Origin of the sequence: Brevibacillus halotolerans (assembly GCF_026891775.1) — a bacterium.
Classification (GTDB): domain Bacteria; phylum Bacillota; class Bacilli; order Brevibacillales; family Brevibacillaceae; genus Brevibacillus_B; species Brevibacillus_B halotolerans.
Window position 1 is genome coordinate 118,288 of sequence record NZ_JAPTNK010000009.1, and the last position, 25,261, is coordinate 143,548.

The 25,261-nt window shown below is 34.5% G+C and carries 21 protein-coding genes; 18 read left to right on the top strand and 3 right to left on the bottom strand.

The window, feature by feature from the left end; genetic code table 11:
- Window positions 1-422: 422 nt before the first annotated feature.
- A complete protein-coding gene (locus O0550_RS13220) occupies window positions 423-1,010 on the bottom strand; it encodes a TetR/AcrR family transcriptional regulator (protein WP_081476766.1) in 588 nt (195 codons plus the stop codon).
- A 227-nt stretch (window positions 1,011-1,237) separates the two neighbouring features.
- On the opposite strand from O0550_RS13220, the gene O0550_RS13225 reads away from it, so the two are divergent.
- The 3 genes from O0550_RS13225 (at window position 1,238) to O0550_RS13235 (ending at window position 4,112) form a co-directional block, all read left to right on the top strand.
- Window positions 1,238-1,441 (top strand): hypothetical protein, encoded by a 204-nt coding sequence (locus O0550_RS13225; protein ID WP_258426561.1) that lies wholly within the window; start codon window positions 1,238-1,240, stop codon window positions 1,439-1,441.
- A gap of 441 nt (window positions 1,442-1,882) precedes the next feature.
- Complete coding sequence (locus O0550_RS13230) at window positions 1,883-3,073, top strand: MFS transporter (protein ID WP_258426562.1); 1,191 nt, start codon at window positions 1,883-1,885, stop codon at window positions 3,071-3,073.
- Window positions 3,074-3,809: 736 nt separating this feature from the next.
- Window positions 3,810-4,112: a hypothetical protein gene (locus tag O0550_RS13235; RefSeq protein WP_258426563.1), complete on the top strand. Its 303-nt coding sequence runs from the start codon at window positions 3,810-3,812 to the stop codon at window positions 4,110-4,112.
- Window positions 4,113-4,387: 275 nt separating this feature from the next.
- Here the strand turns inward: O0550_RS13235 and O0550_RS13240 are convergent, their stop codons facing one another.
- Both O0550_RS13240 and O0550_RS13245 read right to left on the bottom strand, forming a co-directional pair.
- On the bottom strand, window positions 4,388-7,015 hold the full coding sequence (locus tag O0550_RS13240; protein ID WP_258426564.1) for a type IV secretory system conjugative DNA transfer family protein: 2,628 nt from the start codon (window positions 7,013-7,015) through the stop codon (window positions 4,388-4,390).
- 91 nt (window positions 7,016-7,106) lie between these two features.
- Window positions 7,107-8,516 carry a replication-relaxation family protein gene (locus tag O0550_RS13245; RefSeq protein WP_258426565.1) on the bottom strand — a complete coding sequence of 470 codons (1,410 nt, stop codon included), beginning with the start codon at window positions 8,514-8,516 and terminating at the stop codon, window positions 7,107-7,109.
- A gap of 601 nt (window positions 8,517-9,117) precedes the next feature.
- Between O0550_RS13245 and O0550_RS13250 the strand changes: the two genes are divergently transcribed.
- The 15 genes from O0550_RS13250 (at window position 9,118) to O0550_RS13320 (ending at window position 25,230) form a co-directional block, all read left to right on the top strand.
- Window positions 9,118-10,371, top strand: coding sequence for a ParM/StbA family protein (locus O0550_RS13250; RefSeq protein ID WP_258426566.1), 1,254 nt, complete (start codon window positions 9,118-9,120; stop codon window positions 10,369-10,371).
- 64 nt (window positions 10,372-10,435) lie between these two features.
- A complete protein-coding gene (locus O0550_RS13255) occupies window positions 10,436-10,912 on the top strand; it encodes a hypothetical protein (RefSeq protein WP_050816558.1) in 477 nt (158 codons plus the stop codon).
- A 1,668-nt stretch (window positions 10,913-12,580) separates the two neighbouring features.
- Window positions 12,581-13,600, top strand: a complete 1,020-nt coding sequence (locus O0550_RS13260; protein WP_258426567.1) for a hypothetical protein — start codon at window positions 12,581-12,583, stop codon at window positions 13,598-13,600.
- 213 nt (window positions 13,601-13,813) lie between these two features.
- Window positions 13,814-14,110 (top strand): hypothetical protein, encoded by a 297-nt coding sequence (locus tag O0550_RS13265; protein WP_258426568.1) that lies wholly within the window; start codon window positions 13,814-13,816, stop codon window positions 14,108-14,110.
- Between the two features lie 12 nt (window positions 14,111-14,122).
- Window positions 14,123-14,647, top strand: coding sequence for a hypothetical protein (locus O0550_RS13270; RefSeq protein ID WP_258426569.1), 525 nt, complete (start codon window positions 14,123-14,125; stop codon window positions 14,645-14,647).
- On the top strand, window positions 14,631-15,764 hold the full coding sequence (locus O0550_RS13275; protein WP_258426570.1) for a hypothetical protein: 1,134 nt from the start codon (window positions 14,631-14,633) through the stop codon (window positions 15,762-15,764). Before O0550_RS13270 ends, O0550_RS13275 begins: the two co-directional genes overlap by 17 nt.
- A 15-nt stretch (window positions 15,765-15,779) precedes the next feature.
- The gene (locus tag O0550_RS13280) at window positions 15,780-16,820 is read left to right on the top strand and encodes a hypothetical protein (protein WP_258426571.1); all 1,041 of its coding nucleotides are present in this window, start codon (window positions 15,780-15,782) and stop codon (window positions 16,818-16,820) included.
- A gap of 49 nt (window positions 16,821-16,869) precedes the next feature.
- Window positions 16,870-17,268 (top strand): ThiF family adenylyltransferase, encoded by a 399-nt coding sequence (locus O0550_RS13285; RefSeq protein ID WP_258426572.1) that lies wholly within the window; start codon window positions 16,870-16,872, stop codon window positions 17,266-17,268.
- Window positions 17,269-17,814: 546 nt separating this feature from the next.
- Complete coding sequence (locus tag O0550_RS13290) at window positions 17,815-19,623, top strand: reverse transcriptase/maturase family protein (RefSeq protein ID WP_258426573.1); 1,809 nt, start codon at window positions 17,815-17,817, stop codon at window positions 19,621-19,623.
- A gap of 810 nt (window positions 19,624-20,433) precedes the next feature.
- A complete protein-coding gene (locus O0550_RS13295; protein WP_258426574.1) occupies window positions 20,434-20,853 on the top strand; it encodes a hypothetical protein in 420 nt (139 codons plus the stop codon).
- A 132-nt stretch (window positions 20,854-20,985) separates the two neighbouring features.
- Complete coding sequence (locus tag O0550_RS13300; protein ID WP_258426575.1) at window positions 20,986-21,267, top strand: hypothetical protein; 282 nt, start codon at window positions 20,986-20,988, stop codon at window positions 21,265-21,267.
- Window positions 21,268-21,417: 150 nt separating this feature from the next.
- Entirely contained in the window at window positions 21,418-21,795 is a 378-nt protein-coding gene (locus tag O0550_RS13305; RefSeq protein ID WP_003345635.1) for a hypothetical protein, read from the top strand.
- Window positions 21,796-21,859: 64 nt separating this feature from the next.
- On the top strand, window positions 21,860-22,189 hold the full coding sequence (locus tag O0550_RS13310) for a PrgI family mobile element protein (protein WP_035319192.1): 330 nt from the start codon (window positions 21,860-21,862) through the stop codon (window positions 22,187-22,189).
- Window positions 22,190-22,207: 18 nt separating this feature from the next.
- Complete coding sequence (locus tag O0550_RS13315; protein WP_258426576.1) at window positions 22,208-23,041, top strand: hypothetical protein; 834 nt, start codon at window positions 22,208-22,210, stop codon at window positions 23,039-23,041.
- Window positions 23,042-23,052: 11 nt separating this feature from the next.
- Window positions 23,053-25,230, top strand: coding sequence for a VirB4 family type IV secretion system protein (locus tag O0550_RS13320; protein ID WP_003345629.1), 2,178 nt, complete (start codon window positions 23,053-23,055; stop codon window positions 25,228-25,230).
- Window positions 25,231-25,261: the final 31 nt, after the last annotated feature.

Genomic DNA, 25,261 nt, shown 5'->3' on the forward strand with positions numbered 1-25,261 from the left:
AAAAAACTCTTTGCAAAAAAGTCCATAATCTAAGACTAATTCTCGCAAAGAGTTGGTATTTGTGTTTTTAACGCTAACCCACGGTTGCAAAATAAAACGATATTAAATATTGTCATTAGGATATCAGACCATAAATCGTATTTCAAGGAAATTGATTTGTTTTCTTGTATTTGTTATCCTCTACTTTTGTTTGGCACTTTTTTATCGTTTCTTCTCCCTCATTTATTTATTCTGAAAACACCTTAATGACCGCTAATTAAGATTAGCGGTCATTAAGGAACTCGGTTATGTACGGATTCGAAAAGTGCTCGTCGACTCTTCGGTGGTCGTTATCGCTCAGTGATATTAAACCGATGAAAGGATTATATCGGGGGAGTGGAGAATCGGCAATTAGTGGCAAATAAATTGTGTTCGAATGTTATTCAGGTCGATCGGATTCCTTCAAATGCGTTCTTCACCAATTGTTGCACATAGGAATCATCCAACTTTTCGCCGGTTACGAGCAAACGATAGAAAATCGGCCCGTAAATGAGATCGATGCTTAATTCAATATCGAGATTTTCTTTCAATTCTCCTCTCTGAATTCCCATCTCAAGAAGCTGCTTAGCTTGGAGTCGACGGGGCTGGAAATATCGGATACGATATTCCTTCGCTAATTTTGAATCAAACTGCCCTTCCCCTATTAACTCTGTAATAATGGTCCCCTCCCGACTTGTCAAAAACCTGGCTAAACTCGTTGCGTGAATTAGAATATCATTCAATACCGAGCCCGTATCAGGCACAGGTAATCTGGCCGCGGCAGCAGAAAGAAAACCATCCATTACCACGGCAGCCTTATTAGGCCACCATTTATAAATCGTAGCCTTGCTAACTTTAGCACGATCTGCAATTTTATCGCATGTGACCTCTTTAAAGCCATTTTCCAACAATAACTCATAGGATGCGGAAAGGATAGACTTATGCGTTTCGACATTACGCGGACGCCCTCTTTTGCCCTGCACATTAATCATTCCTTTCAAAAGTATAAACTATACGTTTAGTATACTTAATATGAATAAAAAAGAAAAATAGAATAACCTATTTACAATACTAAACGTTCAGTATATTATTTATTTGTAATTTAGAAACTAAACGTTTAGTATTTATTAAGAAACCTTGTGATGTTAATAAGCTGCAGCTAAGCCTAAGTCTCTCAAGAACTTATTACTAAAAATACATGGAAAAGGAGAATAAAAAGATGGCACAATTGAAAATCTTGTTAGAAGAGTTGGATGCAGTTGAGACTCAATTTAGTACAATGGCCCCTGATGCCACAGCAGCATTTCCCAAGATGATTCAGGAATTTCGGGATCAAGTTATGGATAATGGATTAAGTGTTGGTGTAAAAGCTCCTAATTTTAAACTGGAGGAGATGTTAATGAAAAAAAATAATATTATCTGAAGAACTAGCTAAAGGTCCTGTTATCCTTGTTTTCCATCGTGGAGAATGGTGTCCGTTCTGCAATCCGAGTTAAAAGCATGCCAACGTATTATGAATGATATTAAAAAAGCTGGCGCTCAATTGATTGCATAACATTCGTAGCCGGTACTGGAAGTTCCCAAGAATTTTCACCATTATATTTATCAAGTGGAATATCAAATGCTTTTTGAATTTCATGCAGATATTCAAGGACTACGAATTTAAGATTATATTTCTCTGCGGCTTTGTGATTTATATCGCTCAGGACCGAAAAACCTAATCGTGGTTGGGCTTGCAGACCCAGACTACAGTAAACGTATGGAGCCTTCCGATCTATTGAACATCATTCGCTCCCTGTTAATAAATATTGAATAAAATTCAAACGTCTTGAAATGAAAGATTATTTCTAATAAGGAGTTAACTATGTCTAATTTTAAAAATCAAATAATTGATAAGGGTATTTCAGCAGGGTTAACCATACTTCTAGCAACTGCATGTGGTATCATTGTAGCTAATCTTTACTATGCACAGCCCTTGGTTGGGTTAATTAGCACTGCAATTGGTCTTTCTACTAGTAGTGCTGGCTTGATTGTAACGTTAACCCAGATTGGATACGTTGTCGGCTTACTATTTCTTGTACCTTTGGGAGATATTGTTGAAAACCGAAAACTGGTGGTTATATCATTACTTCTAAGTGCGGTCGCCCTGACTGCCACAGTATTTGTGAAACACGGAATACTTTTCTTAGTGGCTTCATTTTTCATCGGGTTAGGATCGGTCGCAGCACAAGTGCTCGTACCTTTTGCATCATACCTTGCATCGGAAGCTACACGCGGCAGCGTTGTTGGCAATGTTATGAGTGGTCTGTTACTTGGCATCATGCTTTCGCGTCCGATATCAAGCCTAGTAGCTGATATCTGGGGATGGAATGCAATATTTGCCTTGTCTGCCGCAGTAATTGTTGTCTTAGCGATCGTATTATCAAAAGTACTCCCTACTAGGAGGCCAACTGCAAACACAAACTATACCGCCTTACTCGGTTCAATGTGGCAACTGCTGCGAACTACCCCGATCTTACGTCGTCGGGCGATCTATCATGCGTGTGTATTTGGAACTTTCAGTCTATTCTGGACTACTGTTCCGTTATTATTGTCTAGCCCTACTTTCAATTTTTCTCAGAAAGCTATAGCACTATATGCACTTGTCGGAGTTGCGGGTGCGATAGCTGCGCCAGTAGGTGGCCGTCTAGCTGATCGCGGCTGGACTCGACTTGCCACTGGGATAGCTCTCGCTGTTGTCCTCGTTTCTTTATTACTACCACTCATGATTCGGAGTAGCTCGCCCGTCGGAATAGCTGTTCTAGTAGTCACAGCTATTCTGTTGGACATGGGAGTATCCGCAAACCTTGTGCTCAGTCAACGTTCGATTTTCTCGTTGGGGTCAGAAGTTCGTAGTCGATTAAACGGGTTATTCATGGCTATTTTCTTTTTGGGTGGTGCTATTGGATCCTCTATCGGAGGATGGGCATACGCCTTAGGTGGATGGAGTGCAGCATTATGGATTGGAATAGCTTTTCCGGTCATAGCACTGCTTTATTTTGCCACAGAGAAATAGTTCTTTGATCAAACTTTAGCAGTCAGGATTCGCCTGACTGCTTATTTTTTTGTAAAGTCCCAGATACTGGAATATTGTAATTGCGATTATTATTGATAATCTGTAGTAGTATCGTCGTCCCGTAGCTAATGGTATCACCTGATCCCTTAACATTCCAGTCACAACCCCTTCGCTATCACATGAAATGACACCAAATCCGATGCCCTGGTTGAAGATTCACTCTCTAGGGAGGCTTATATTCTGTACTTCCATTCGAGCTCTTAGTTTCTAACTCACTTGGAGTTGTTTGAGCAAATGCAAAACAGCATGATAACACTAGCACAAGCATTATCATGAACAAATGAGACATATACTTTATCAATTCAAGGGTCCTGACACATGCCCGTCAAACTAGTGGAAGGCAAGATGCGGATATTATATGCTAAGACATTTTATAGGAGCGCTTTCTTCTTACTGTCTACCTAAAGGGGATAATACCAAGACCTAGGAAATCACTTAAAAGGATTTATACTCACAAAGAACTTAAAACTGGGTGACAGTCTTTTAAAAGATAGCAGATAAATACAACTATTCAATGTAAAGCTTGGATGATGACAACATCTTTATAGTTCGTGTTCTAAGATGTCCTAATTAACCATATAACTATAGCAAATTAGTATTGTAGTACTACGGTTGTAAGGTAGTAACTTAGTGGGGCTATTTTATTGTAAATCATTGATGGAGGAGATGGTACACAATGGGTACTCACATTCGTACTGAACGTTCCGATAAGAAGAAGAGAATTTATCCGTATTTAAGAAAATCTACAGCTGAAAATTTAGAACTACTTAGACAAGCTGTAAATACACAAAAAGAGGTATCTATTCATGATTTGGCTGAAGATTTTTTGGACATTGTAACTGTGACCCCTGCTTTTATTAATTGGATACAGGACAAGTATAAGGTTCCTGGTGATCATCCATTACGAGTAGTACCGGTCCTTGAGAACAAACGATGTAAGCTAATACGTTTGTTTGAGGGGCAGCGGATCAAAACTTGAGTATCTGTATTTCCTTACTAGCTTTCTTCATATAGGATAGGCAAGATGCACAAACATCCGTTCTTTTCTTACTATCTTTAACTGATATTTTGTTGGAACATAAATTACATTTCATAATTAGCACCTCATTTTAAAGATTCCTTCTTACTAGTATCTTTGACAGACTTGATGAATTTTAAACCTAAATAAAAGGCGGTCCTTTATGGAAACCGCCTTTTTATCATTTTCCGACAGAAGACTCCCACTTCAAGGAAGTAAGTAGGAGTAGTTCAATATTAATCTTCACCTGTTAGATGTTGAAACAATTCGTCTGTAGACAAAGGTTCTCGATTGTCAATTGATTGAGTTGCTACTTCTAATGAATCTGATCTTGTTTTTTCTGATTGAGCAGCCAAATTTTGATCCAATAAAGCAGATAAGAAATAATCATCGTATATATTAATTGGTTCAGTCTCTTTTATTTCATCTACAATGGATTCCTCTTCGGTTGAGAAGAAGTCATCTAAATTGATCTCTGTATTTTCACAAATGACGGGTTCTGTAGAGGAAGTAATCGTATCTTTAATTAAATTTCGTTTATTATTTTCTTCTTCACTAGAAACAATTTTTGTGCCAAATGGTACATTATTAATAATTGATTTATCTAATTCTGTTACATGTATGGGATGGTTAACATCTACCGTAAACATTCTTTCTATTTCTTTTAGGGGAACAGCATCGACAGGATTAGATTTTCCTTCTTGTAAGATACCCATTTCTTTTAGTAACTGTTGTTCCATGTCAGCCATTATTTCTTTTCTATATTCAAGCCATTCTCGAGACATTTCTTTATGAACCCTCTTTTTTGCTTTAATGAATTCCTTCTCAGGCACAAAATTTGCTTTAACGATTTGTACCGTCTTTTTTGCCAGTTTCACTGCACCATGATATTCAGGTAAATGAATGATTTCGGAGACACTTAACCGGGCCTTTAGTGTTTTTTTAACAGTTACAGCATCACGTCTTCCTGGAGAACTCATACTAGCAGCGGATGTAGCCTCTTGAAAAGTTTGCTCATATACTTCATCCTCTCCAAAATATTCACTAAAGGCACGTGCCGTTTTTGGATCAACATCGGCATAAACCATTTTACTTCGCAATGTATTCATGAGTACATACATATAGTCATCGCCGTATATCTGCGCTAGTTGAGCCAAGGATTGAGACGCAATTGTAATAATACCTTTGTACTTTCGAGATTGAGCAGGAATGGATGGGAAGCTTTCATAAATATAATCCGGGAATTCATCTATAAAAATATGATGAAATGGGTCCTTTCCCTCAGGATTCCGTCTAAAAAGACCATTAGCTGACAATAATAATATGAATTTGCCAAATGCATTTGATAGGTCTAACAGTTCCCCTTTAGCAGTGTTTACTAATAAAATTCCTCCAGCTTTTAAATGGGTGTCTATGTCAAAGTCACTATTTCCAAATAACACACGTCTTAATAACTTAGAAGCGGCAAGATCATCTAAGATATTGTGTAATCCTTGAACAAATTCAGCTTGCTTATCTAAAATCATTGGTTTTCCTCGATGTTTACCTGTTTCATGATACATTGGGCTACCGTGTCGATCTGTTACAACGTGAATCCCTCGTTCTCTAAACCAAGCAGAAATACCTTTGACTATAATCCAATGATTACGCAAGTCTCTATTTTCAAGCTCGTTATAATCATGTGGGATTGTTTTCTCTAATTCGTCTAGATAGTTTAGAACAACGTATATATCATGATACATCTCCATCAAGTCTTCAAAGGTAGCCTCATTTTTTTTGGTTAGCTTCAACAAATATACATAATGTTTAAGGTGTGATCTTTGAGCTTGTTTAAAAAACTCTTCAGAGTTAGCTGCTAAACCTGAAATAACTTGAGTAAAAGTTTCAACAGCTTTCTCTACTGGACCCCTTAATGGATTGATTCCTATCGTTTCTGGGTTTGTAGGATCTAAATAGTAAACTGCCTCCTCTGGGATGTTATGGGATTTCGTTAGCTGATATATTTTTTTACAAAGATCATTAGAAGGCTCAATAACTATCATACCATTTAAACCATTTTGTTTTTCTTCCTCTGTCAATTGCGAGAAATTATTAATGTAGTCCACTAAATAGTTAAGATCCTGATTTAATTCGGGAATCCCCCTCGCACTGGTTTTTCCTGTCCCTATAGATCCACATATGAGGTTATTAAGGTTTCGATCTTTACCGCTTTGAATGACTGGTTCTCCAGTATTAGCATCCAAACCAATTTCAATATCTGGATATTTAACTTTTTCTTGATACTTAAAGAGATTAGACATTTTAGCTGATCGGAATGTCCATTCATAAAAAATTGAATTTAATTCCTCAGAATGGTCTTTCCACTTTTTATTTATAAAAAATACTAAGCCCAGTACACAAAAAACAGGTATGCTCAGAAGCACTCTGGATAATAATGTAATATTCTTAATCTCGGTTATTAGGTACTCCTTCAACTCGCTATGGTTATATGATTCGATGGCCGCTGTAATTATTGGTAAGTATTTATTTAAGATAGGAAGCTGGCTCCAAACAATAAACTGTAAAAAGACAGCTGCTAATGCTGTAAGGAACATAATCCAACGGGGTATCTCCCCTGACCACCATCTCACTTGTTTAATATCCAAATCTACTTTGGTTGAAAGGAACCAGGTATAGGTGGCGAAAATCCCCAATGATATCCCATAAGTACATGAGATAATTGTTTCAATCAGCGTATCTATAAAGCCTTCTCCAATTACGACAGATTGTGGAGATACAAAAATAATCTTGCACAGAATTGCGTAGATTACATCACCTGCGCTTTCAATTGGTGGTAACGAAATACTCTCAAATTCTTTTAACATAAATATGCTGCATATTTGTTTAATGCTTATAATACAGATCCTAAGCAATAATACGTAGGCTAGACTTATACAAACAAATGGGGTCCATCGTTTAAGAGAGCTCACTAAATAAACTCACTCCCTTTAAACGTTGCGTATTCTTATCATTGATTTCTAACTTATATGTATGGCCATAATCTAATTCATCTATGGAAGAAAGCAGTACGTTGTCATGTAAGGAAAAACGTACATGTTCATTTTTTATTAAGTCTACAAATACCTCCTCTTGAAGTACTTCTTTATCTTGATAAACCCCTAAGATGATATTTATTTCTTCCATGTGTTTCACATTTTTCGTATATAAGTTATAGAACTGTATTAATTTAACCTGATCGTTTAGAAGACCATGTTGCATATGTACAACAAATAAATTGACTTTCTTACCATTTTCATTAACAAATCTTAAATTATAATCTGGAGCACAAGGAATGAAGCTATACTTCTCTTCTAATTCATAATCCATTACAATTCTTAGAAGTGAATAGCCTACCCCTCTCATTAGGTTTATCAGAACATTTTTGACATCACCTTTCTCTTTTTCTCTTCTTAGATATATATCTGATATCTGTGAATAAGCATTTTCACTTCGAAGGACAAATACTCGGATCAGATCCTCCAGAAGTAAATTTTCCATTATTATTAACGCATTATGCAGGAGGGAACGAATTCTTTTAATTTTTTTATTCTCTTCACTTTCAACAGCCACCACTAAATCTAAAGGAATCGTATTATTAAGAGTTTGAACGTAATGAGAATACCCCAAATATTTCCTCTCAATTTGTTCTGCTCTCATAAAACTTCTATCGGCTTCAACGGCAATCACATGCTTTTGCTCAGTTCCATTAATAGCATTAACAAACATCCAATCGGGTTGGACCTTTTTTTCTTTCCCAGCTTTATCAATCCAAGTAAGGGAAAATTTTTCTCCATACCCATACTCAATATCAAAAAATTCAATACCAGAACTACTAATAATTGAAAGTATTGACTGTACAGCGATACGTTGTGTTAGAAAATGATGAGGTATTTGCTTATTTATCCGTAATTCTGAAGCGGTGTAATGATTTTTTTCGAAGAAACCATCTCTACTAAGTAAGTTATAATCAAGATTAAGCTCATCTACGGCAATAGCAACACCATCATCTGTTAGTTCATACGCCTTTTCCGATACATATTTTTTGTTAGGTTTAGAAGCTGTTACCGGGTCTATATAGCATCCCCTCAAATATCCATGGACTTCTAATTTATTCAATCTAACTCTTAATGAATTAAGTTTGTAAGTGCTAGTATGAATTTTAATTAGTTGATGTATTAACTCTATAGTTAACATGCGATGACGATATAATATTGAGAATATTATTCGATCCAATTTAGTAATTCTAGCGTTATATTGGTTGTACGCCTTTTTTTTACTTTTTATTTTTTCCTGTACCCCTTTATGATGTGATTTAGTTGATTCCATTTTTAATTTACCTCCTTAAACAAAAAAACCAGAGGCAAATACGTAGATATCCACTCTACATATTTGCCTCTGGTTTTTCCATTCAGCAATTTAATATTAATTAATCAAAAGTATACTTCATTTCTTTTGAATAGAAAAGAACAGAAATTATTTGAATTTAAATGTAGATTTGCATAGATAAATACTTGTATAAAATTCTATGAGAAAAATTGTATTTAGTAACGGTTTATCCCTTCTTTATTAATAAACTATGGACTTGAAGAATAAACATTATTGTACCGGAGTTTTTAGTAGTTTATAAGGTATATATCTCTACATTTCTATCTATGGTTTTCTATGTTATTAGTATAAGAGATTGGATGATTTCAAATTTGCTACACGTAAAGATAAAGTAAAACATATCGTAGATATTCTATTTAAAGTTTCACTCTAAATATTGTAGATTTTTTAATCGTAGAAATGATGAAAGTGCTTTAAACTGGTTTAGAAAATGGGTAAAATTAAACTAGTTTAAAAAACATCGAAATCTAAACTAGTTTTTATTTACATCTTTGTGTTTTGCATGTAAGATAACAATATATATTAATGGGAGTTGATTTAAGTGACTAAAAAAAGTCCACAAGAAGTGGTTGAACTGACTAGCATAGATGCTGGAAATGACTCTGTAAAAGCTTCTTTTATAGATGACAAGGGAGATATTCAATCATTTTCAATACCTACAGTGATTGCTCCAGCTCCTTCATCCAAAATTGTACTGGAAAGTAAACGCGTTCATAAAAACATAAATGTATCTCCATCATCTTTTTTACATGTGAAAATATCCAGTAGCGCCCTACCAGCTAACAAAAAAATCGCCTTCTACTATGTAGGTGAAGCTGCTAAAGGAAAAAAAGAAATGTTAGAATCCAAAGGTGATGCTGATAAAAAATATAATAACGAGTTACATATTGTTACAACATTGACTTCTTTAGCTTACATTGCAATCTTAAAAGAACGAGATGAAATAACATATTCAGTTTCAACTGGCCTACCTATAAATGAATATAAAGAAATAGGCGAAGAAAAGTTTTTACGTTTATATGCTGGGCAGCATGAAATTGAATTTTTAGATGGTCCTTTGGAAGGCCACAATGTTAAGCTTACAATTTCAGAAGAAGAATCGTTAGCTTTGGTTGAAGGAGTTCATACCGCGTTAGCGCTCCGATTCCGAATAAAAGGAAATAAGTTAACAGCCACTTCTTTATCAGATAAAATTAGGGGGAAATATGGGATTGCTGATTTAGGAGCTGGAACAATGGATCTAGCGCTATTTGATGAAAACGGATTAAACAAAGAGCTTAGCTATAACCTCAATCTAGGTACTAATATGTATATTGATGAAATGATTAGGGAAATAACTAAACTTGATGAATTTGAAGAAGTAAGAAACTCCTTTGATGAAGTCGATAGTCAAACCGCTAGTCCTTATAATTCGAGAGATATCTTTGTAGAAAAAGTAATTGAGCCTGAAGTCTCAACAATGATTGAGCTCGATAAAAAAGGGAAAGAATACGATCCTACCTTCAGTGTAGATTGGGCATGGGTAAAGAATGTCAATGTAACTAGCATCGTGGTTAAATGGATTGAAAAGTATACCGAGAATGCTATTACTGAATTAAACAAGTTTTATGCTAGAACCAATTGTGATCAGCTATTTATTGTTGGTGGCGGGCTATTGTTTGGTTACTTGGTACTTAGAAATTATAAAGATCGGTTTGAATTTCCTGATGATCTAGAAAACGCAGCTTACACTACTTCCATCGCTTACCTCATTGCTAATTATGCAGAACAAATGAGAAAGCATAAGGTAGGTTAATTTATATGTATGGCCAAGAGCTTCATATCTCTTGGCTTTAACCCTTTTTCCTGGAGGGAATTTAATGGCAGTATATGGTCAAGAAGGTTATGAACCTGGTAGAGGAAAAACCTTTACTCCATCTAAGAACGCTGGATGGGTTGAGGAATTTAACAAAATACTACAGGATAAATTTAATTCTGGTTTAAGAGTAAGCCGGAATGCTTTAACAGAGCAATTAATTGAAGAAGGTCTGAAAAACCTTGCTACAAACAGTACGAGCATTATTATTCCTGGAGAAGATTTTACCCCTGAGCAAATTGCTTTGCTTAAAAGTGATCAAGGACAAACAATTCTTAAAAACCTTATAAAAATGATACTCGGAATGGGTTCAACACCATTATTTACTTTAGACACCCAGATAAACCAATCCATTCCTGCCCCCCCTACTAATAATATTTCAACTGAGATCAAAACCGTGGATTCCAAAGAACCAGATAAAAAAGGTCCAAGTTCTGTCGAAGATGAACTTTTTGCTTTACTTGATTCAATGAAAATATAACTTCTAAAGATACCAAAAAATAAGGCTTCTACTTTGTATGAATTTATTCAAAGTAAAAGCCTTATTATCTTTTATTGTAGATAATATATTTTCTATGACATAAGTATTTACTCCCCGATTCATCTCTCGACGACGGTTATCTATCTCGATCAGTTCTAATCCTTATATTAAAGACTTCCATCCATAAAAAGAGTAAGCTCTTCCCCTTCTTTATCAGTCGTTTTTTGGAATCGCAAGTATTGTTTGTTATCGGTAGTTCTCCTAGCTCAAGGCTGCCTCATCGGTGTATCCCAATACAATGCCCTATAGATGTCCCCCCTTCAGAAATTTTGTTCACTAAACGAATTCCAATCAAAAGAAGTCAAAGGAATCGACTTTTTTTGATTAGCTTGTTCAACTAATGATCCCGTTTATCTGAATAAGAAAAGAGCCTTTTTAAATTTTAGACTACTAAATTCGCAAAGACACTAATTTACATTTTACCTTTTGTGACCCATGGCTAATAACTTTAGTAATGCCTAATTTACGTCTACGTTGTTGGTCTTTCCTCTTATGTACTTGTCTTGCCCTCCGCCCAAAAAATCGAGTTTTACATGTATAAACGAAATCAATTATATCTCTCAATTCTCTTTTCCGCCATCTCATTATTACTAACTATCCCCTCTTTTCTAATCACGAAATAGATATCTTCATCTATTAGATATGTAAAAACCTCATAAATCAATATAAATTTGTCACCCTTTTCGAATAATCAGAATTATTTTTTATCTTTCTTTCACCCCTCTTTCATATTTGATAAATACCACTATTTATCACTTCGTAATCTTTTCCATTTAACCCCTGCCGAAGCTTTCAAAGAATATTTTTCTCCTGAATGAGCTTTGAAATATTCCCCTAAACTAATTGAACATTATTCTGGATACTGAACTGAATCGATGCGGCTATTTGAACACATGAAATAAAACACAAATGTCCTGTGACTTCACTTCTATAATAATTAACTAGTTTTTTACATTGTTTGTCTCTTGATTAAGAAACAAGCAATGTAACTGTTCCTCTCTTCTTCAAATCTTCTATCAATGGCTCTCCCCTCTGTTTTATATCCTTATCTAATTCCAAGATAACCAATATTTTACTTTGATTCTTAATCTAAATTTCCATAGATATCATTGCCTACATTTGATTTGATTATATATTTATAGATTAAAACATAAAACCGTATCATCTATTGTGAAATTATAAATTTCATCATCTATTCTATGTTTAATTATGTCTGTTTATCATAGTCTACATTTGATTTAACTATATTTTTATATACTATAAATAAAATTAGATAACCTATTTAGTAATTATTCATTTCTTTTTCTAATCTATGTTCAATTGCACATGTTAAACGTTGTCTACGATTGAATATAATCAATCTACATCTACGATATAGTATATCTATGCAGCTATTTGTTGATTTGCGCAATCTCAACTAGTTTATCAACCAGTTTAAACTAGATTATCAACTAGTTGAGATTTATTATTGATTTCTATAGAAAGTACTATCTACGATTAGACAATGAATACAAATACCACCGTAGATGTAGATTTTTTTATCTATGATTGAAAGCATCCGTAGCTATTGGTAAAATTAATTATAGAAAGAATAGGGCGGTGGTATTTATGAGTAGTGAAATAGACAGAAATTTTGAGATAGATGAAAACGAAAAAATACAATGGAAAAATACTTTAATTGAAACACTTGAAAAAGATCCCTTGTATAGATATGTTAAAGATTTTGAAGAAGAAATAATATCGAATGATATATTGGGATTAAATCCGAAGAAAAGGTATACGACATCTGAAGTAGCAGCTATTCTCCAGAACTACAGTTATTTGTATAATCCAACTAATGGAAAGTATTATGTTGATGATAATCGAATAAGATGGTGGTTGTTTGAAGGTAGAGATGATAATTTATTAGCTTACTTACAGATAGAAAGAACCGGTAAGAACTGGACTTGGGATGTTTTCGGGATACTTAGAGCCAAAATTGTCTCAATACTAAGGTATGTTAATGGATTTTCACAAAAGCAGATTCAAATTTATGCTACGGGGATCCTTTACGAGCCTTCTAAAATAACTACAGAAAATGTAGTATCACTTATTGTAAGTGGAAACGCACAAGGGATTTCCAATTCCGAATTAAGAGATCTAATTATTAACTACGCGCTGGTTACGGAAAAGAGAATTAATGAATATGAAGATAAACTCGCTGAAATGGAACAAATAAAAGAATCCATTACATTAATTGCAGAAAACGTGCAGCAAGCTCAGCAGGAAGTACAAGAAAACATTAGCGATCTACAATCGGATATACATCAATCAAAAGATACAATGGAACGGAAATTAGAAGCTAATCGATTAGAAATGCAAAACGATCTTACTACTATACAAACAAATTTGGATGCAGCAGAAGATCAAATAAAGCATCAGCTTAGAAATATTGACGAGGAAATGAATCAGCGGTTAAGAAAGAGGGAGAAGTTTAGATTAGAAGCTATGATTGAATGGGATCGTAGAGGGAAATTGAAAAATCTCTTTAGTACAAACGAGCAAAAAGAGGTCTACATTCAAAAGTATGTTGAAGAGAAAATGAAAGAATTTAAATATGACTTACCAGAAGGTAACAAAGAGCAATAAAAATTAGATAGATAAAACCACTTTTCATTCGTAATAATTGATAGTATAATGACGTCTAAACATTTTAGATTTTATTATGCCAGCTTATAAGCTGAGTGTTTTCATTAAAAGATCATCTTCTTTGGAAGAAAGCGACTTGTTTCGTTATTCTTTCAATAGGATGATCTTTTTTTATCTTCGAAAGAATACGAGGTAAAGGGGAGAAGTTTACTTTTGAGTAACCAACAAGAAAGATTGAAAGAAAAAGAAAGACACCTTCTTGTCATTGATTTAATTTGTTATTCCGACAATTATCAAATAACAAATATTGATATGAGTCTTTTTACACAAGATGATGTGAATGATGTAATTGAGCATCTTATGTACTATGAGAGTGATGAAACTATAGACGAAGAATATCAAGACATTAATGATTTCAATATACTTACAGAAATCAACAAATTGGCAGGGGTTTTTAATTTGATTAATTCATTAAAACCCGCAAAAAAAAGACGAAAAAAATTTATTTAAGGATGTGAAAAAATGAGTAAAGTTGTGTTTGTCAGTGTTACTCAATTATATGAGTATCAGTTTACTGCGGATAACCTTTTGATGGCTAAATTATTATATGATTATGGGAAACCTTTAGAAAAAGAAATACATTACATCGGAGAACAATATTTAGATTGTTCTTTTTTTGTTTCATGCTTAGAAAGATTATTTTCTGTTCCAGTTCAAGTACAAATTGAGGGTGAAATAAAAATAATAATCAAAATCCCACTAGACATTTTAGGTTCTGAAGACATGAACACAACAGGCCGATCTGAGAAAGTTAATTTGTTATATGCACAAATAAATTTAGAACTAGAAACTATGAATGATTGTGATAGATTTCTTGACTATGTAATGTTAGGCCATATAAAGGATACGATGCTTATATTAGAAGGGGAGGGGTACTGGGTATTTTTTTCTGGTTATTTTAAAAAAATGATCGAGATACATCGACTTATTCTAAATTTCTCTGAAGCAAACCAGGAGGAAATAAAAGACGATGGACGTACAAAATAAACCTATTACAAAAATCTCCTTTAATACAAATAGTTATACAGAATTACCCACTATTGAAAAATGGGAGAATGGTTTGTGTATATATTCTTCAAAAATAGATGTAGAAGATTTAGTAGAAGGGCTTTTTGATCTAATAGAATATAGAACTCTATATAAAATTATTTTTAAAGATAAAGGGCATTTCGAGAATATCCAAAAACAAATGATTGCTAATTCTGGTCCAGATTTATTGGTTTTATTTCTGGATTCAGTATTGAATTCAATTGATATTGAAAATGATGTACACATAAAAAAACAAATGGAACTTTTTCTTGTGTTTTGTCGAAACGTCAATATACAACAGATTAGTGAATCAAATTTGAACATTTTTTTGAAAAGCATATTGTCAAGAGTACAAGACATTAATGATTCAAGCGTTATTGAGAAACTATTACTAACTTTACTTAATAAGGCTGATATTCTAACAACTTTGAATCATGATCTTGTTTCTTCCACATTGGAACAATTATCTAAAAGAATTGAGCAAGAAACGGAGGAAGAGTTGTTGCATAGTATGTTTTTTAAACTTGCTATGCATTCAAAAAAAGAATGGATAGACGAAGTGATGGATTTATTAGCAAAAGAAAGAAGAACTTTAGTAAGTACACCAATTTTGCCTAAAAATTGCATTGGCTATCGAGAACTCACTGGGGGTTTAAGGGAAATAATTATTGAAGTTGATAAACAACGTTGGAACGTTACTTACTATGACTCCGTAATCAAATCTGTAGGTCATCCGAAAATGATATTTGTTTTTCGAATAAAAGATGAATTTATCGAAAGCTGCTCAATATATGCCGTGAAAGATTCAATTATTAGAGAGCGAACAAGGTTATATAGATATCCTTTTACAAATGTTTTTGAGAACCATAAAGCCTGCTGGCCGGAGTTAAGGCATCACAAAATAAAAAAATTATTTCAACTTTCAACATTGCCTCATGTTTTTTTAACATCCCCGTCAAATAACCATGGGTATCAAGGAAGTAACGTAAGGGATAAATTTGCTTCACTTTCTGAGAATGACTTTAACGACGAAGAGCTAGTATTCACTGGGATACTAGTTAAGGACATTTTATAAAAAAGGGGAATGAATATGAGTATCAACAAAAACCAAGTAAGTATGGCTGATTTATTATTTGATAATACAACTTCTGATTGTTGTGAAGCTGGTAATAATAACGTTTCAAAGAGTGTCATAGAAAAGGAGAGTAAGAAAAAAGGTTCAACCATTAAAGAAAAACACAAAAATTTTCTTATAAAAGAAACCGGTTGGAAAATAGCATATGCAACTCAAACCTTTAATGTGGCTGAATTCTTCAATGATATGATCCCAGAATCTGGTTTGACATTAGAACAAATTCGAGAACAGATGGAGTTAGAATTTGCAGAGTTCTCGAAATCAAGAACACATTGGAAAATAGATGAAGAAAGGAAAATGCTTTTTCCTATAATAAGGGGAGAATCAAAAGGCTCAATACGTACTGGATTTAAACAATTTTTTTGGAGAAAAAAAGAGTTTGAAGCAGTTGATATTAACAAACGAAAAAAAATAAATCTCTTTGCTTCACAGAATGGATTAATATACGAACAATATGGAAATAGAATGGGTACTATAACAACTCCTGTTTCGCACATAAAAGAGTTAGATAAAATAGAATCGAGTTTTGTATTCCATCTACCAAAAGTGCCCGGTGTACTATTAAACCAAATTATCAACTTTTTTAGATACTATTGTGAGAAACCCGGAGGACCATATGAAGTAATGGTAGAGTTATATTTTGACCAAAAAAATAACGAGTACTTTATAAAGGTTCCGCAGCAAAAGGTATCTATTTCAAGTATTGTTTATGACAGTACATTTCAAGACTTCAAAGATCATATCTTGGTTATGCATATTCATAGTCACCATTATATGAAAGCTGAATTCTCCGAAACAGATGATTTAGATGAGCAAGCGTTTTTAATATATGGAGTTATTGGCACGTTAAATTCTGAAATACTAGGTATTAATTTCCGCGCTGGAAAGTCAGGATCCTTTATCAAAGTGAATATAAATGATTTATTTGAATTTGATCAAAGGAGTAGTATCCCTTCATTTCCAACAGAATGGACTAATAAAGTAACAACTGAATAAATAAGGGAGTGGGTGAAAGCCTGCTCCTTTTTACAAGGAGGATTTTAACATGTCAAAGTTTATTTGTCTTACTAATTCAGATAAAGTCAAATATAGAATCGTTTGTATAGGAGCTGGTGGGAATGGTTCACATTTTTTTAGAAACATGTGTCAGGATGTTCGTAGTTACTTAAACGTTAAAGATGACTTATCCGTCGATATAACAATAGTTGATGCAGATATAGTTGAACAAAAAAATATAGGTAACCAAGTTTTTACTAGTGATGATATTGGTGAGCCAAAAGTTGTTTGTTTAGCGGAACGATACGGGGAAGCATACGATTTAAATATTAAGAGAGTAGTTCAGTATTGCAGAGACATTGAAATGTTACAAAAACTGTTTGCGAATGTAAATGTGACATTTGAGATACCTATTTTAGTTAGCATGGTCGATAACGTGCGCCCATAAGGGCATGAAGTGATTGCGTTTAAAACGCTAGGACAATGACTCCTATCTTCTAACACCTTATCCGAAAGGGAAACCGGACGGGGAGTGTAGCATGGTGTAAAGGTGAGGCACTTTTCATGAACCACGCATGGGTGCGCTTAACTGAGGGGGAAAAGAGGTTGTATGGTTAAAGCTGGATTGCTTAAACCCAAGTTCTAAGGCGGGTAGAACCATCTCCCTGCTCGTAACCGTGGGAAAGTGGGCAGGTAGACCAGGTGGTCATAGGTTTGTTGTCCCTATAATCAGTCATTCCTAGGTCTTGCCGGTTGCAATAAGCAACTAAACTGAACGAAATGGGAACCTAACCAACCTCGGCTATTATCATTTCATGTTTAAATGGGGATTACCTAAGTTGGAACGCCTATACGGGCTATGATTGTAGAATCTGAATATCCAATATGGTAACGGAGCTTTCGTAGTAGTCCGAGCTGGGGAAAGCCTAGCACATGGCGAAGGAAAGCAGGATAATATCGCTTAATTAAAGCAGAAAGGTTTTGGTGAAAGACCATGCAAGGACCATCTACTTTACTAAGCGTCTTGAAATCAAAGTCGAGCAACAAAGATTATGTCTTTAAAGATCTGTACAGAATGCTGTATAACCCCAATTTTCATCTAAGGGCGTATACCAAACTTGCTCCCAACACTGGAAATATGACTGCTGGAACCGATGGCAACACGATTGATGGCTTCGGAACCGAGAGGATCATGAAAGTGATCGCCAAACTCCGCGACGAAAGCTATCAACCAGCACCAGTCCGAAGAATCTATATTCCGAAACGGAACTCTGACAAAAAGAGGCCCCTAGGAATTCCAACTTTTGATGATAAAGTTGTACAAGACCTTATTAGGGTCATTCTTGAGGCGATCTATGAAGATACATTTTCAGATTTCTCTCATGCGTATAGACCTAATAGGAGCTGTCATACTTGCTTAGCCCAGATCAAAACACTGGGAAAGAGCACAAAATGGTGGATTGAAGGCGATATTAAAGGCTTCTTCGACAAAATTAATCACGAGATCATGATAAGTATTCTTCGCAAGCGAATTAAGGATGAGAGGTTCCTCAACCTAATTCGTAAATTCCTCAATGCCGGATATATGGAAGACTGGAAATTTGAAAACACCTATAGTGGAACACCACAAGGGGGCGTTTTAAGTCCAATTCTCTCAAACATATATCTTAACGAATTTGATAGGTTCATGGAAAACCTTATCGAAACCTTCAACAAAGGCAAAGAAAGGGGCTACAGCCGAGCCTATATGAATGCAACCAGCAAAGCTGGGCAGCGAAGGAAGAAGTACAAAGAAAGCGATGATCCATCTCGGAGAGAACAGTTGTTGAAAGAAATCAAAGCATTAGAAAAAGAATACCGTTCCATATCCTCCAAGGATGATATGGACGACTCTTTCAAAAGACTCAAATACTTTAGGTATGCCGATGATTTCCTAATCAGCGTTATTGGGAGCAAAGAAGATGCGATAGTAATCAAAGAACAGATCAAAAACTTTCTTCAAAACGGACTCAAACTTGAACTTAGTGAAGAAAAAACTCTTATCACACACAACACAAAACCGATCAGATTCCTAGGCTATGACATCAAAATCAATCACAGCCAAGAAGTTCTCAACACTGCCAAAGGAAAAGTTAGACAGCTTAGCGGAAACGTACTGCTTGCTATGCCCCACGACAGAATAAGAGACTTCATGTTAAGGAACTGCTTCATGAAGATCAAAGAGGATGGAACCTGGAAAGCAACGCATGTAAAAAAATACCTCAATTACTCCAAATTAGAGATACTGAGAACATACAACTCTCAAATAAAAGGTTTCTATGAATATTACAAGCTTGCTAATAACATTTTCAGATTCCACAATCCTTATTTCCTTATCCATCAAAGCTTCCAGAAAACCCTAGCCAACAAGGGAAAAACTACCTCGAAGAAAATTCGAGACAGTCATACCTTCGACGGAAAACTGGGCGTGGAGTATCGGAATAAAAAAGGAAACATGAAGATTGCATATTTGTTTAAAGGACCGTTTGAGAGGGTTGATGTCCCCAATACAAACGAGCAAATAGACTTCATCCCTAATTGGATGACCTATTTCACTGGGACCTCACTAGAAGATAGAATTCTAGCAAACAAATGCGAGTGGTGTGGTACAGAGGAAGGACAGTTTGAGGTACATCATGTTCGGAAGCTGAAAGAACTAAAAGGGAAAAGACTATGGGAAAAAATCATGATTGCAAGGGTAAGAAAGACGATGGTACTTTGCAAAAGGTGGCACGTTGATCTCCATGCAGGAAGACTTGACTAATTCAAGACGAATGATTTATCTAGAGAGCCGTATACGCTGAAAGGTGTACGTACGGTTCGGGGGGGAGTGCTTGGAAACCTGTCATCGAAAGATGATAAGGCGCCGGGTGCTTACCCTACAACCGATCAAGACAACTTTTTGATGATTTCTTTTACTCGCCTTACTTAGAATCTTTAATTTATCTTGACGCGGGGATTGAAGGGGTTGATGAAACACTGTCTATAGAAGATCAAAATCGCTCAGGTTTTTCCGGGCAAGTCGTCGCGGGTTTAAAATGGAAAGGTCGTGTTGTATTAAAACCAGTTACGAGAGTTTATGAAAATATAATGAGAGATAATAATACGATTTTTCCGGGTGAAAGCTGCGGGGATCTAATAGTTAATCATCCCCAAAGGTGTAATACTAATAAATTTGCAGCGCAAATCGCTAATTCATTTATAAATAATTTATTCCATACAAGAACAATATATTGGCATTACGTTAATTTCAACTCGAAATTATGCCTTAGTAAAGGAACATATATCGAATCAAAAACTATTGAATTATTTAATACTCTGGAAAATAAAAAGGGGTCGTGTTGCACTAGTATTTAATATATCAGTCACATTCAGCGCTGAGGTTTAAGCGCTGTTTTTTATTTAAAATAGGTGGTGTTAGGAAAATCAGATTCTATAAGAAACTAGTTGATGAACTAAACTACTATATTTATGATATCATTCGATAATTAATACAACATATTGACCTAACAGCTTCTCCTTGCTAAAATAAGGATAAGTTTACGGGCATAAACTTGTGAAGGAGAGATCATCTATGTTGTTACAACTATCCTTATTTTGCGAAGTTAGATCACGAGAATGTATTGTGGTTAAGAGTCTTAAATCCGAACTATATTTAACTAGATCTTTTTTAAAAATAGCTTTAAAATATCGAACAGAAGAAGAATTATCTGAGGTATGGGACCTTACAACCCTTGAAATGCATATGATTAAAAATTTCTTTGATATAACAGTCTTGCCAATAGAACGTCTCACTAAAAATAGAATAAAAATAATGGATGTCATTCAAAAATTTCAAAATAAATATGATAAATATCCTAGTTTTAAATACATTAAACAAAGAACACGTTTAGAAAAAGACTTATTAAAGAAAGAACTCAGCATCTTAAAACAAAATGGTTATATTACTCACTCAGACAAGTTTGAAATTCTTGATATTAAAAAAGCTGTATAACATAGATTAAGAACTTAAACGACAAAATTTTATATGTTTGATACATTATCTTTAGGGAGGAAACGATTGCCTACACAACAAGTGTAAGTAATCGTTTCCTTTTGTTGTTATCACATTAAGGAGATGGTGTATTTGAATAAAAGATTAAAAATTTCTGCTTCCTATCGACAATTGTCTGGTAGAGAATACATGGTTTACACAACAATTTATTATGTTAACGAAATCAATCAAACAATGAAGTACTATGAAATAATTAAAGCTGAAGAAAAAACGGTTGAATTAAATTCAATTCCAGAAGTTTATCGAAATACATATTTTTTTACTATAGAGAAGGATTTAATAGAGGATGAATTATACAGTTTAGAAACCATAGACAATGTAATTCTTTATGAGTACAATTGTAAGTTGCATTAACAAATAATCATTGCTAGTTTTTTCTTAACTATGATAATATATAAAAAAACATATTAGCCGAATGGAAAACCCAAAGGCACACTTACTGATCAATAGAGTAAGTGTGCCTTTTTTTGTTTTCTCTTCGAAAAACTAAGGGAGGTTCATTTTTTGAAATTGAAAGGTATTTTAGCAAAAATTTTAGCATTATGCATGGTTCTAAATATGACTTTTACCCCTTCGTATACCTTTGCTAATACGAATAATCCTTTAAAAGAAGTTGATATCGTAAATCAAAGTCAAACAGTAGATGAAAAACAAATTTATAAAGATGCAAATAGTATTATTAACCTCATATATTATCTTTGTGGTTTTGGTACCCTAGCATCTCTAATAGTTGCATCTTTAATGTTATCAACTGCTGGTAATAATCCAAATAGAAGAACAGGAGGATTTGTTGCACTTGGTATGGCTCTTTTAGGTTCTTGGGTTTTATATAAAACAGGTGCCCTCGCAAAATGGACACAACAGTTTGGTCAAAAATTATAATAAACTTTCCTCCTTGCTATCTCCTTTAAAGGGGATAGCTTTCTAATGAAATGGGGTTTCAAATTTGAGAAGAGCAGTTGTTCCTGTGGATCTTGTTAGTGAACAAAAAGTTATCCTAGGCTATTGTTCCATACGGCAGCTAATTTATCTTATATCCGGTGGTTCCATTGCATACAACCTAATAGGGATTATTGTAGGAGATGGAAGTCTTTTGGACCTTTATAACATGGTGATCATCAGTATAATCATCAGCATTATAGGGGGAATTGTCTTCTTTTTAGGATTTTGGAAAAAAGAAGAGGACGATATGTTTTGGGACAAATATCTATTTATTAAAATCGTATACAACTTAAATAGAGAGAACAAAATTTTCCGCCATGGTAGTGACCTATAAATCCGAAAGGAAAATCGAATGGTAAATATACTATTTTTCATATTAATTTGTGCTTGTGCCTGGATTGCATGGAAAGTTCATAGACAAGAAAAAATAATTCCTTTTTCTACAAATGGGAAAAAGGAGGAAAAAGAAAGCGTTAGAAACATAAACAAAAAAACGGTTCGGAATTTTATTGGTATACATGATATCAAAATGGACATGATTCAACTTAACAAAAATGAATATGTCATGGCCTTGAAATGTGGGACCGTTAATTATGACCTACGAAACAATCTTGAACAAGAAGGGATCGATACTCGTTTTGAACAGTGGCTGGTAAGTAAAGATTATCCCACTGTTTGGCATTTACAAAGTAGATATTTAGATTTAAAGCATCAAGTAGACGAGTATACAGCTAACATTGAAAAGGATAAAAACCTCAATGAAATCTCAAAACAGTATTGCTATATGACTTTAGAATATATGAATTCTTGGCTCTTAATGCAGCCACGCTTTGAGATCGTCCGCTATATACTCTTTCCGTACAAAATACAAAAATTGAGTGGAAAAAAAATTAACAATCAAGAAAGGGCTTTTAGAGAATTGTATAGACGAGTAACTTCAACTCAAAATTATTTAGAAGGGTGTGGAGTTGAATCAGAAATTTGTTCCACTGAGATGTTAGCTGAAATGCTTTATTACTCTCTCAATAGAAAACGTGCTTCTAAGGCTAGATTTGAAGACGTTAAGCTAAACGAGATGTTGGCTCTTTATTGTACTTCACCACAAGACTCTATTCGAATACAAAAGGTACTACAGGAAATTAAAGAAGAGAAAGAAGCAGAAGAGTGTGTAGGCCAAGCTGTATAAAGGAGAAAAACATGAACTGGATACGTTTTAAAAAAAATAAATTACTGAAATCGACTCAAGAAGCTACTGATATAAACGTAATAGATTCTATTGACCCTACTAAAAAATTTGATAAAGGAAAAGGGGATATTTGGGATATATTATCCCCAGATGGAATAGACGTACGACCACAGAATCATGGATGGCTAACAGATTCATTGACAGATAGAAGGCCTTTTCGTCCTATATACGTAACAAGAGCGGGATGGCCACGTAAATTAGGTACTGACTGGATTTCTAAATTTCTGGGACTTGGAGAAGTAGACGTCACTATTTACAATGATAAAATTCTTCCACGTCATGCCATTCAAAGTCTTCAACGAATGATGACCATGTTAAGGTCAAATTATAATCAAGAAAATAAGAGAGGTAACATAGACCAGTTACATGACATTGGAACTAAAATTCAAGATACTGATGCTTTACTAGAAGATATTTCAATGGGAGAAAACGATCTGTTTCATTGCAGTGTCCAAGCTTGTGTTTATGCTGAAAATATGGAGATGTTAGACCAATTATCTAACTTTTTAGAAGACGATTTAGGAGGGGCAGGGATACATTTAAGAACAGCATACGAGAGGATCGATTCCGGTTATCTATCCACACTTCCAAGAGGGAAAAATGAATTAACTGACACAACAAGAAATCTAGATAGAAGGTCTCTTACAACCCTCTTTCCTTTTGCTTCAGGAGAGATGAAGTATAAAGGAGGAGTCCCATTTGCTGTGAATCAGACGACCGGCAATCTTGTGTTTCTTAATCTATTTGCAGAGGATAATAACAACTATAATGTTTTTGTTTGTGGCGAGTCAGGCACGGGAAAAACCTTCTTCATTCAAACATTGATAGGACGAAATTTGCTCAAAGGCTGCCATACGGTTTGCATCGATCCCGAGGGAGAAACTAAAAAGTTTGTAAAAAGAATAGGCGGTCTATACATAAAACTCGGGTCTGATTATCCCGCTGTAATAAATCCTTGTGCTCTTTCCATAACCGAAATAGAACTAGACGAAGATGATGAAGAACTTAAGTTTGTGGAAGATGGACGTGAAATCCTAGAGAAGGATGGAAAAGAATACATACGTTTTGTACCAATAAAGGAGAAAATAAACGAAATAACCGCTTTCATTAATGTTCTAGTTCAAGGTATGAAAAGTAGAAATAGTGTATTAGATATCTATGAGGAAGGATATGTCATGGAGGCAATTCGAGATTGCTTTAAACATGCAGGCATCAATTCTTCCCCCATGTCGCTATACCAAGAACAAGCTGTAGAAAGAGATGGAGAGATTTATCATGACTTAGTGATGAAACCAGAAATAACTCTTTCAGATATTTACCATCAGTTAAATAAAAAATATGGCTATTACTATGGCAGTAACGGTGAACATCTAATAAAAGAACCTAAAGTAGAACGACTTCTAGCTGCCATTAAAACATGGCTTAGAGATGGAACCCGTGGTTTTTTTGATGGTCAAACGTATTTTGGTGAAGGTATTTCTACAGATATTGATAACGCAAAAATAGTTTCATTTGATCTATCTGAATTTGAGATTGGAAGTGTATTGAGAAAAGCAAGTTATCATGTGTGCCTTAACTGGATATGGCAAAAATTTGTTAAAAGTGAAAGGAACTCAGATTTATTTAAAATTGTTGTTGCCGATGAGTTTTGGCAAATGGTAGATCAGCCTGAGACGGTTTCCTTTGCAGAAGTAATGGGACGAAGATGTAGGAAAAGAAACACTTCCTTTGTAATTGCCAGTCAAGATGCTGAGAGGATTTTAGAAAATAAACAAGCTGCTGGTGTTGTAAGAAACACAACCATGAAATTTCTATTAGGACAAGATAGCTCCAGTTATGAACTAATAAAAAAAACCTTCAACCTTTCTGATGGAGAGATGAGTATTTTGGTTGGTAATCCTAAAAAAGGCGAGGGGTTATTTAAAATTAAGAATGAGAGTATTCATATCCGTACAGATCCTTTTGAGTATGAAAAAGTACTGTTTGAATCCAATTTTAAGAAGAAGAAAGAATTAGAGAGAAAATTACGCGAAAAAGAAGCAGCTAATAATATACAAATCCATTCTGAAGAGCTAGACAAACTTATAAGACACATCGAAGAAGATGAAAATTCCTCGCCTATCAAGTAAAAGTCTTCAATAAATGAACAAGGAGTGAGGA

Coding starts and splice junctions, on each gene's coding strand:
- O0550_RS13245 (WP_258426565.1), bottom strand. CDS start 8,516: ATGGAATCAACTAAATCACATCATAAAGGGGTACAGGAAAAAATAAAA.
- O0550_RS13230 (WP_258426562.1), top strand. CDS start 1,883: ATGTCTAATTTTAAAAATCAAATAATTGATAAGGGTATTTCAGCAGGG.
- O0550_RS13235 (WP_258426563.1), top strand. CDS start 3,810: ATGGGTACTCACATTCGTACTGAACGTTCCGATAAGAAGAAGAGAATT.
- O0550_RS13225 (WP_258426561.1), top strand. CDS start 1,238: ATGGCACAATTGAAAATCTTGTTAGAAGAGTTGGATGCAGTTGAGACT.
- O0550_RS13280 (WP_258426571.1), top strand. CDS start 15,780: ATGAGTATCAACAAAAACCAAGTAAGTATGGCTGATTTATTATTTGAT.
- O0550_RS13260 (WP_258426567.1), top strand. CDS start 12,581: ATGAGTAGTGAAATAGACAGAAATTTTGAGATAGATGAAAACGAAAAA.
- O0550_RS13290 (WP_258426573.1), top strand. CDS start 17,815: ATGCAAGGACCATCTACTTTACTAAGCGTCTTGAAATCAAAGTCGAGC.
- O0550_RS13295 (WP_258426574.1), top strand. CDS start 20,434: ATGTTGTTACAACTATCCTTATTTTGCGAAGTTAGATCACGAGAATGT.
- O0550_RS13270 (WP_258426569.1), top strand. CDS start 14,123: ATGAGTAAAGTTGTGTTTGTCAGTGTTACTCAATTATATGAGTATCAG.
- O0550_RS13275 (WP_258426570.1), top strand. CDS start 14,631: ATGGACGTACAAAATAAACCTATTACAAAAATCTCCTTTAATACAAAT.
- O0550_RS13220 (WP_081476766.1), bottom strand. CDS start 1,010: ATGATTAATGTGCAGGGCAAAAGAGGGCGTCCGCGTAATGTCGAAACG.
- O0550_RS13320 (WP_003345629.1), top strand. CDS start 23,053: ATGAACTGGATACGTTTTAAAAAAAATAAATTACTGAAATCGACTCAA.
- O0550_RS13255 (WP_050816558.1), top strand. CDS start 10,436: ATGGCAGTATATGGTCAAGAAGGTTATGAACCTGGTAGAGGAAAAACC.
- O0550_RS13285 (WP_258426572.1), top strand. CDS start 16,870: ATGTCAAAGTTTATTTGTCTTACTAATTCAGATAAAGTCAAATATAGA.
- O0550_RS13240 (WP_258426564.1), bottom strand. CDS start 7,015: ATGTTAAAAGAATTTGAGAGTATTTCGTTACCACCAATTGAAAGCGCA.
- O0550_RS13315 (WP_258426576.1), top strand. CDS start 22,208: ATGGTAAATATACTATTTTTCATATTAATTTGTGCTTGTGCCTGGATT.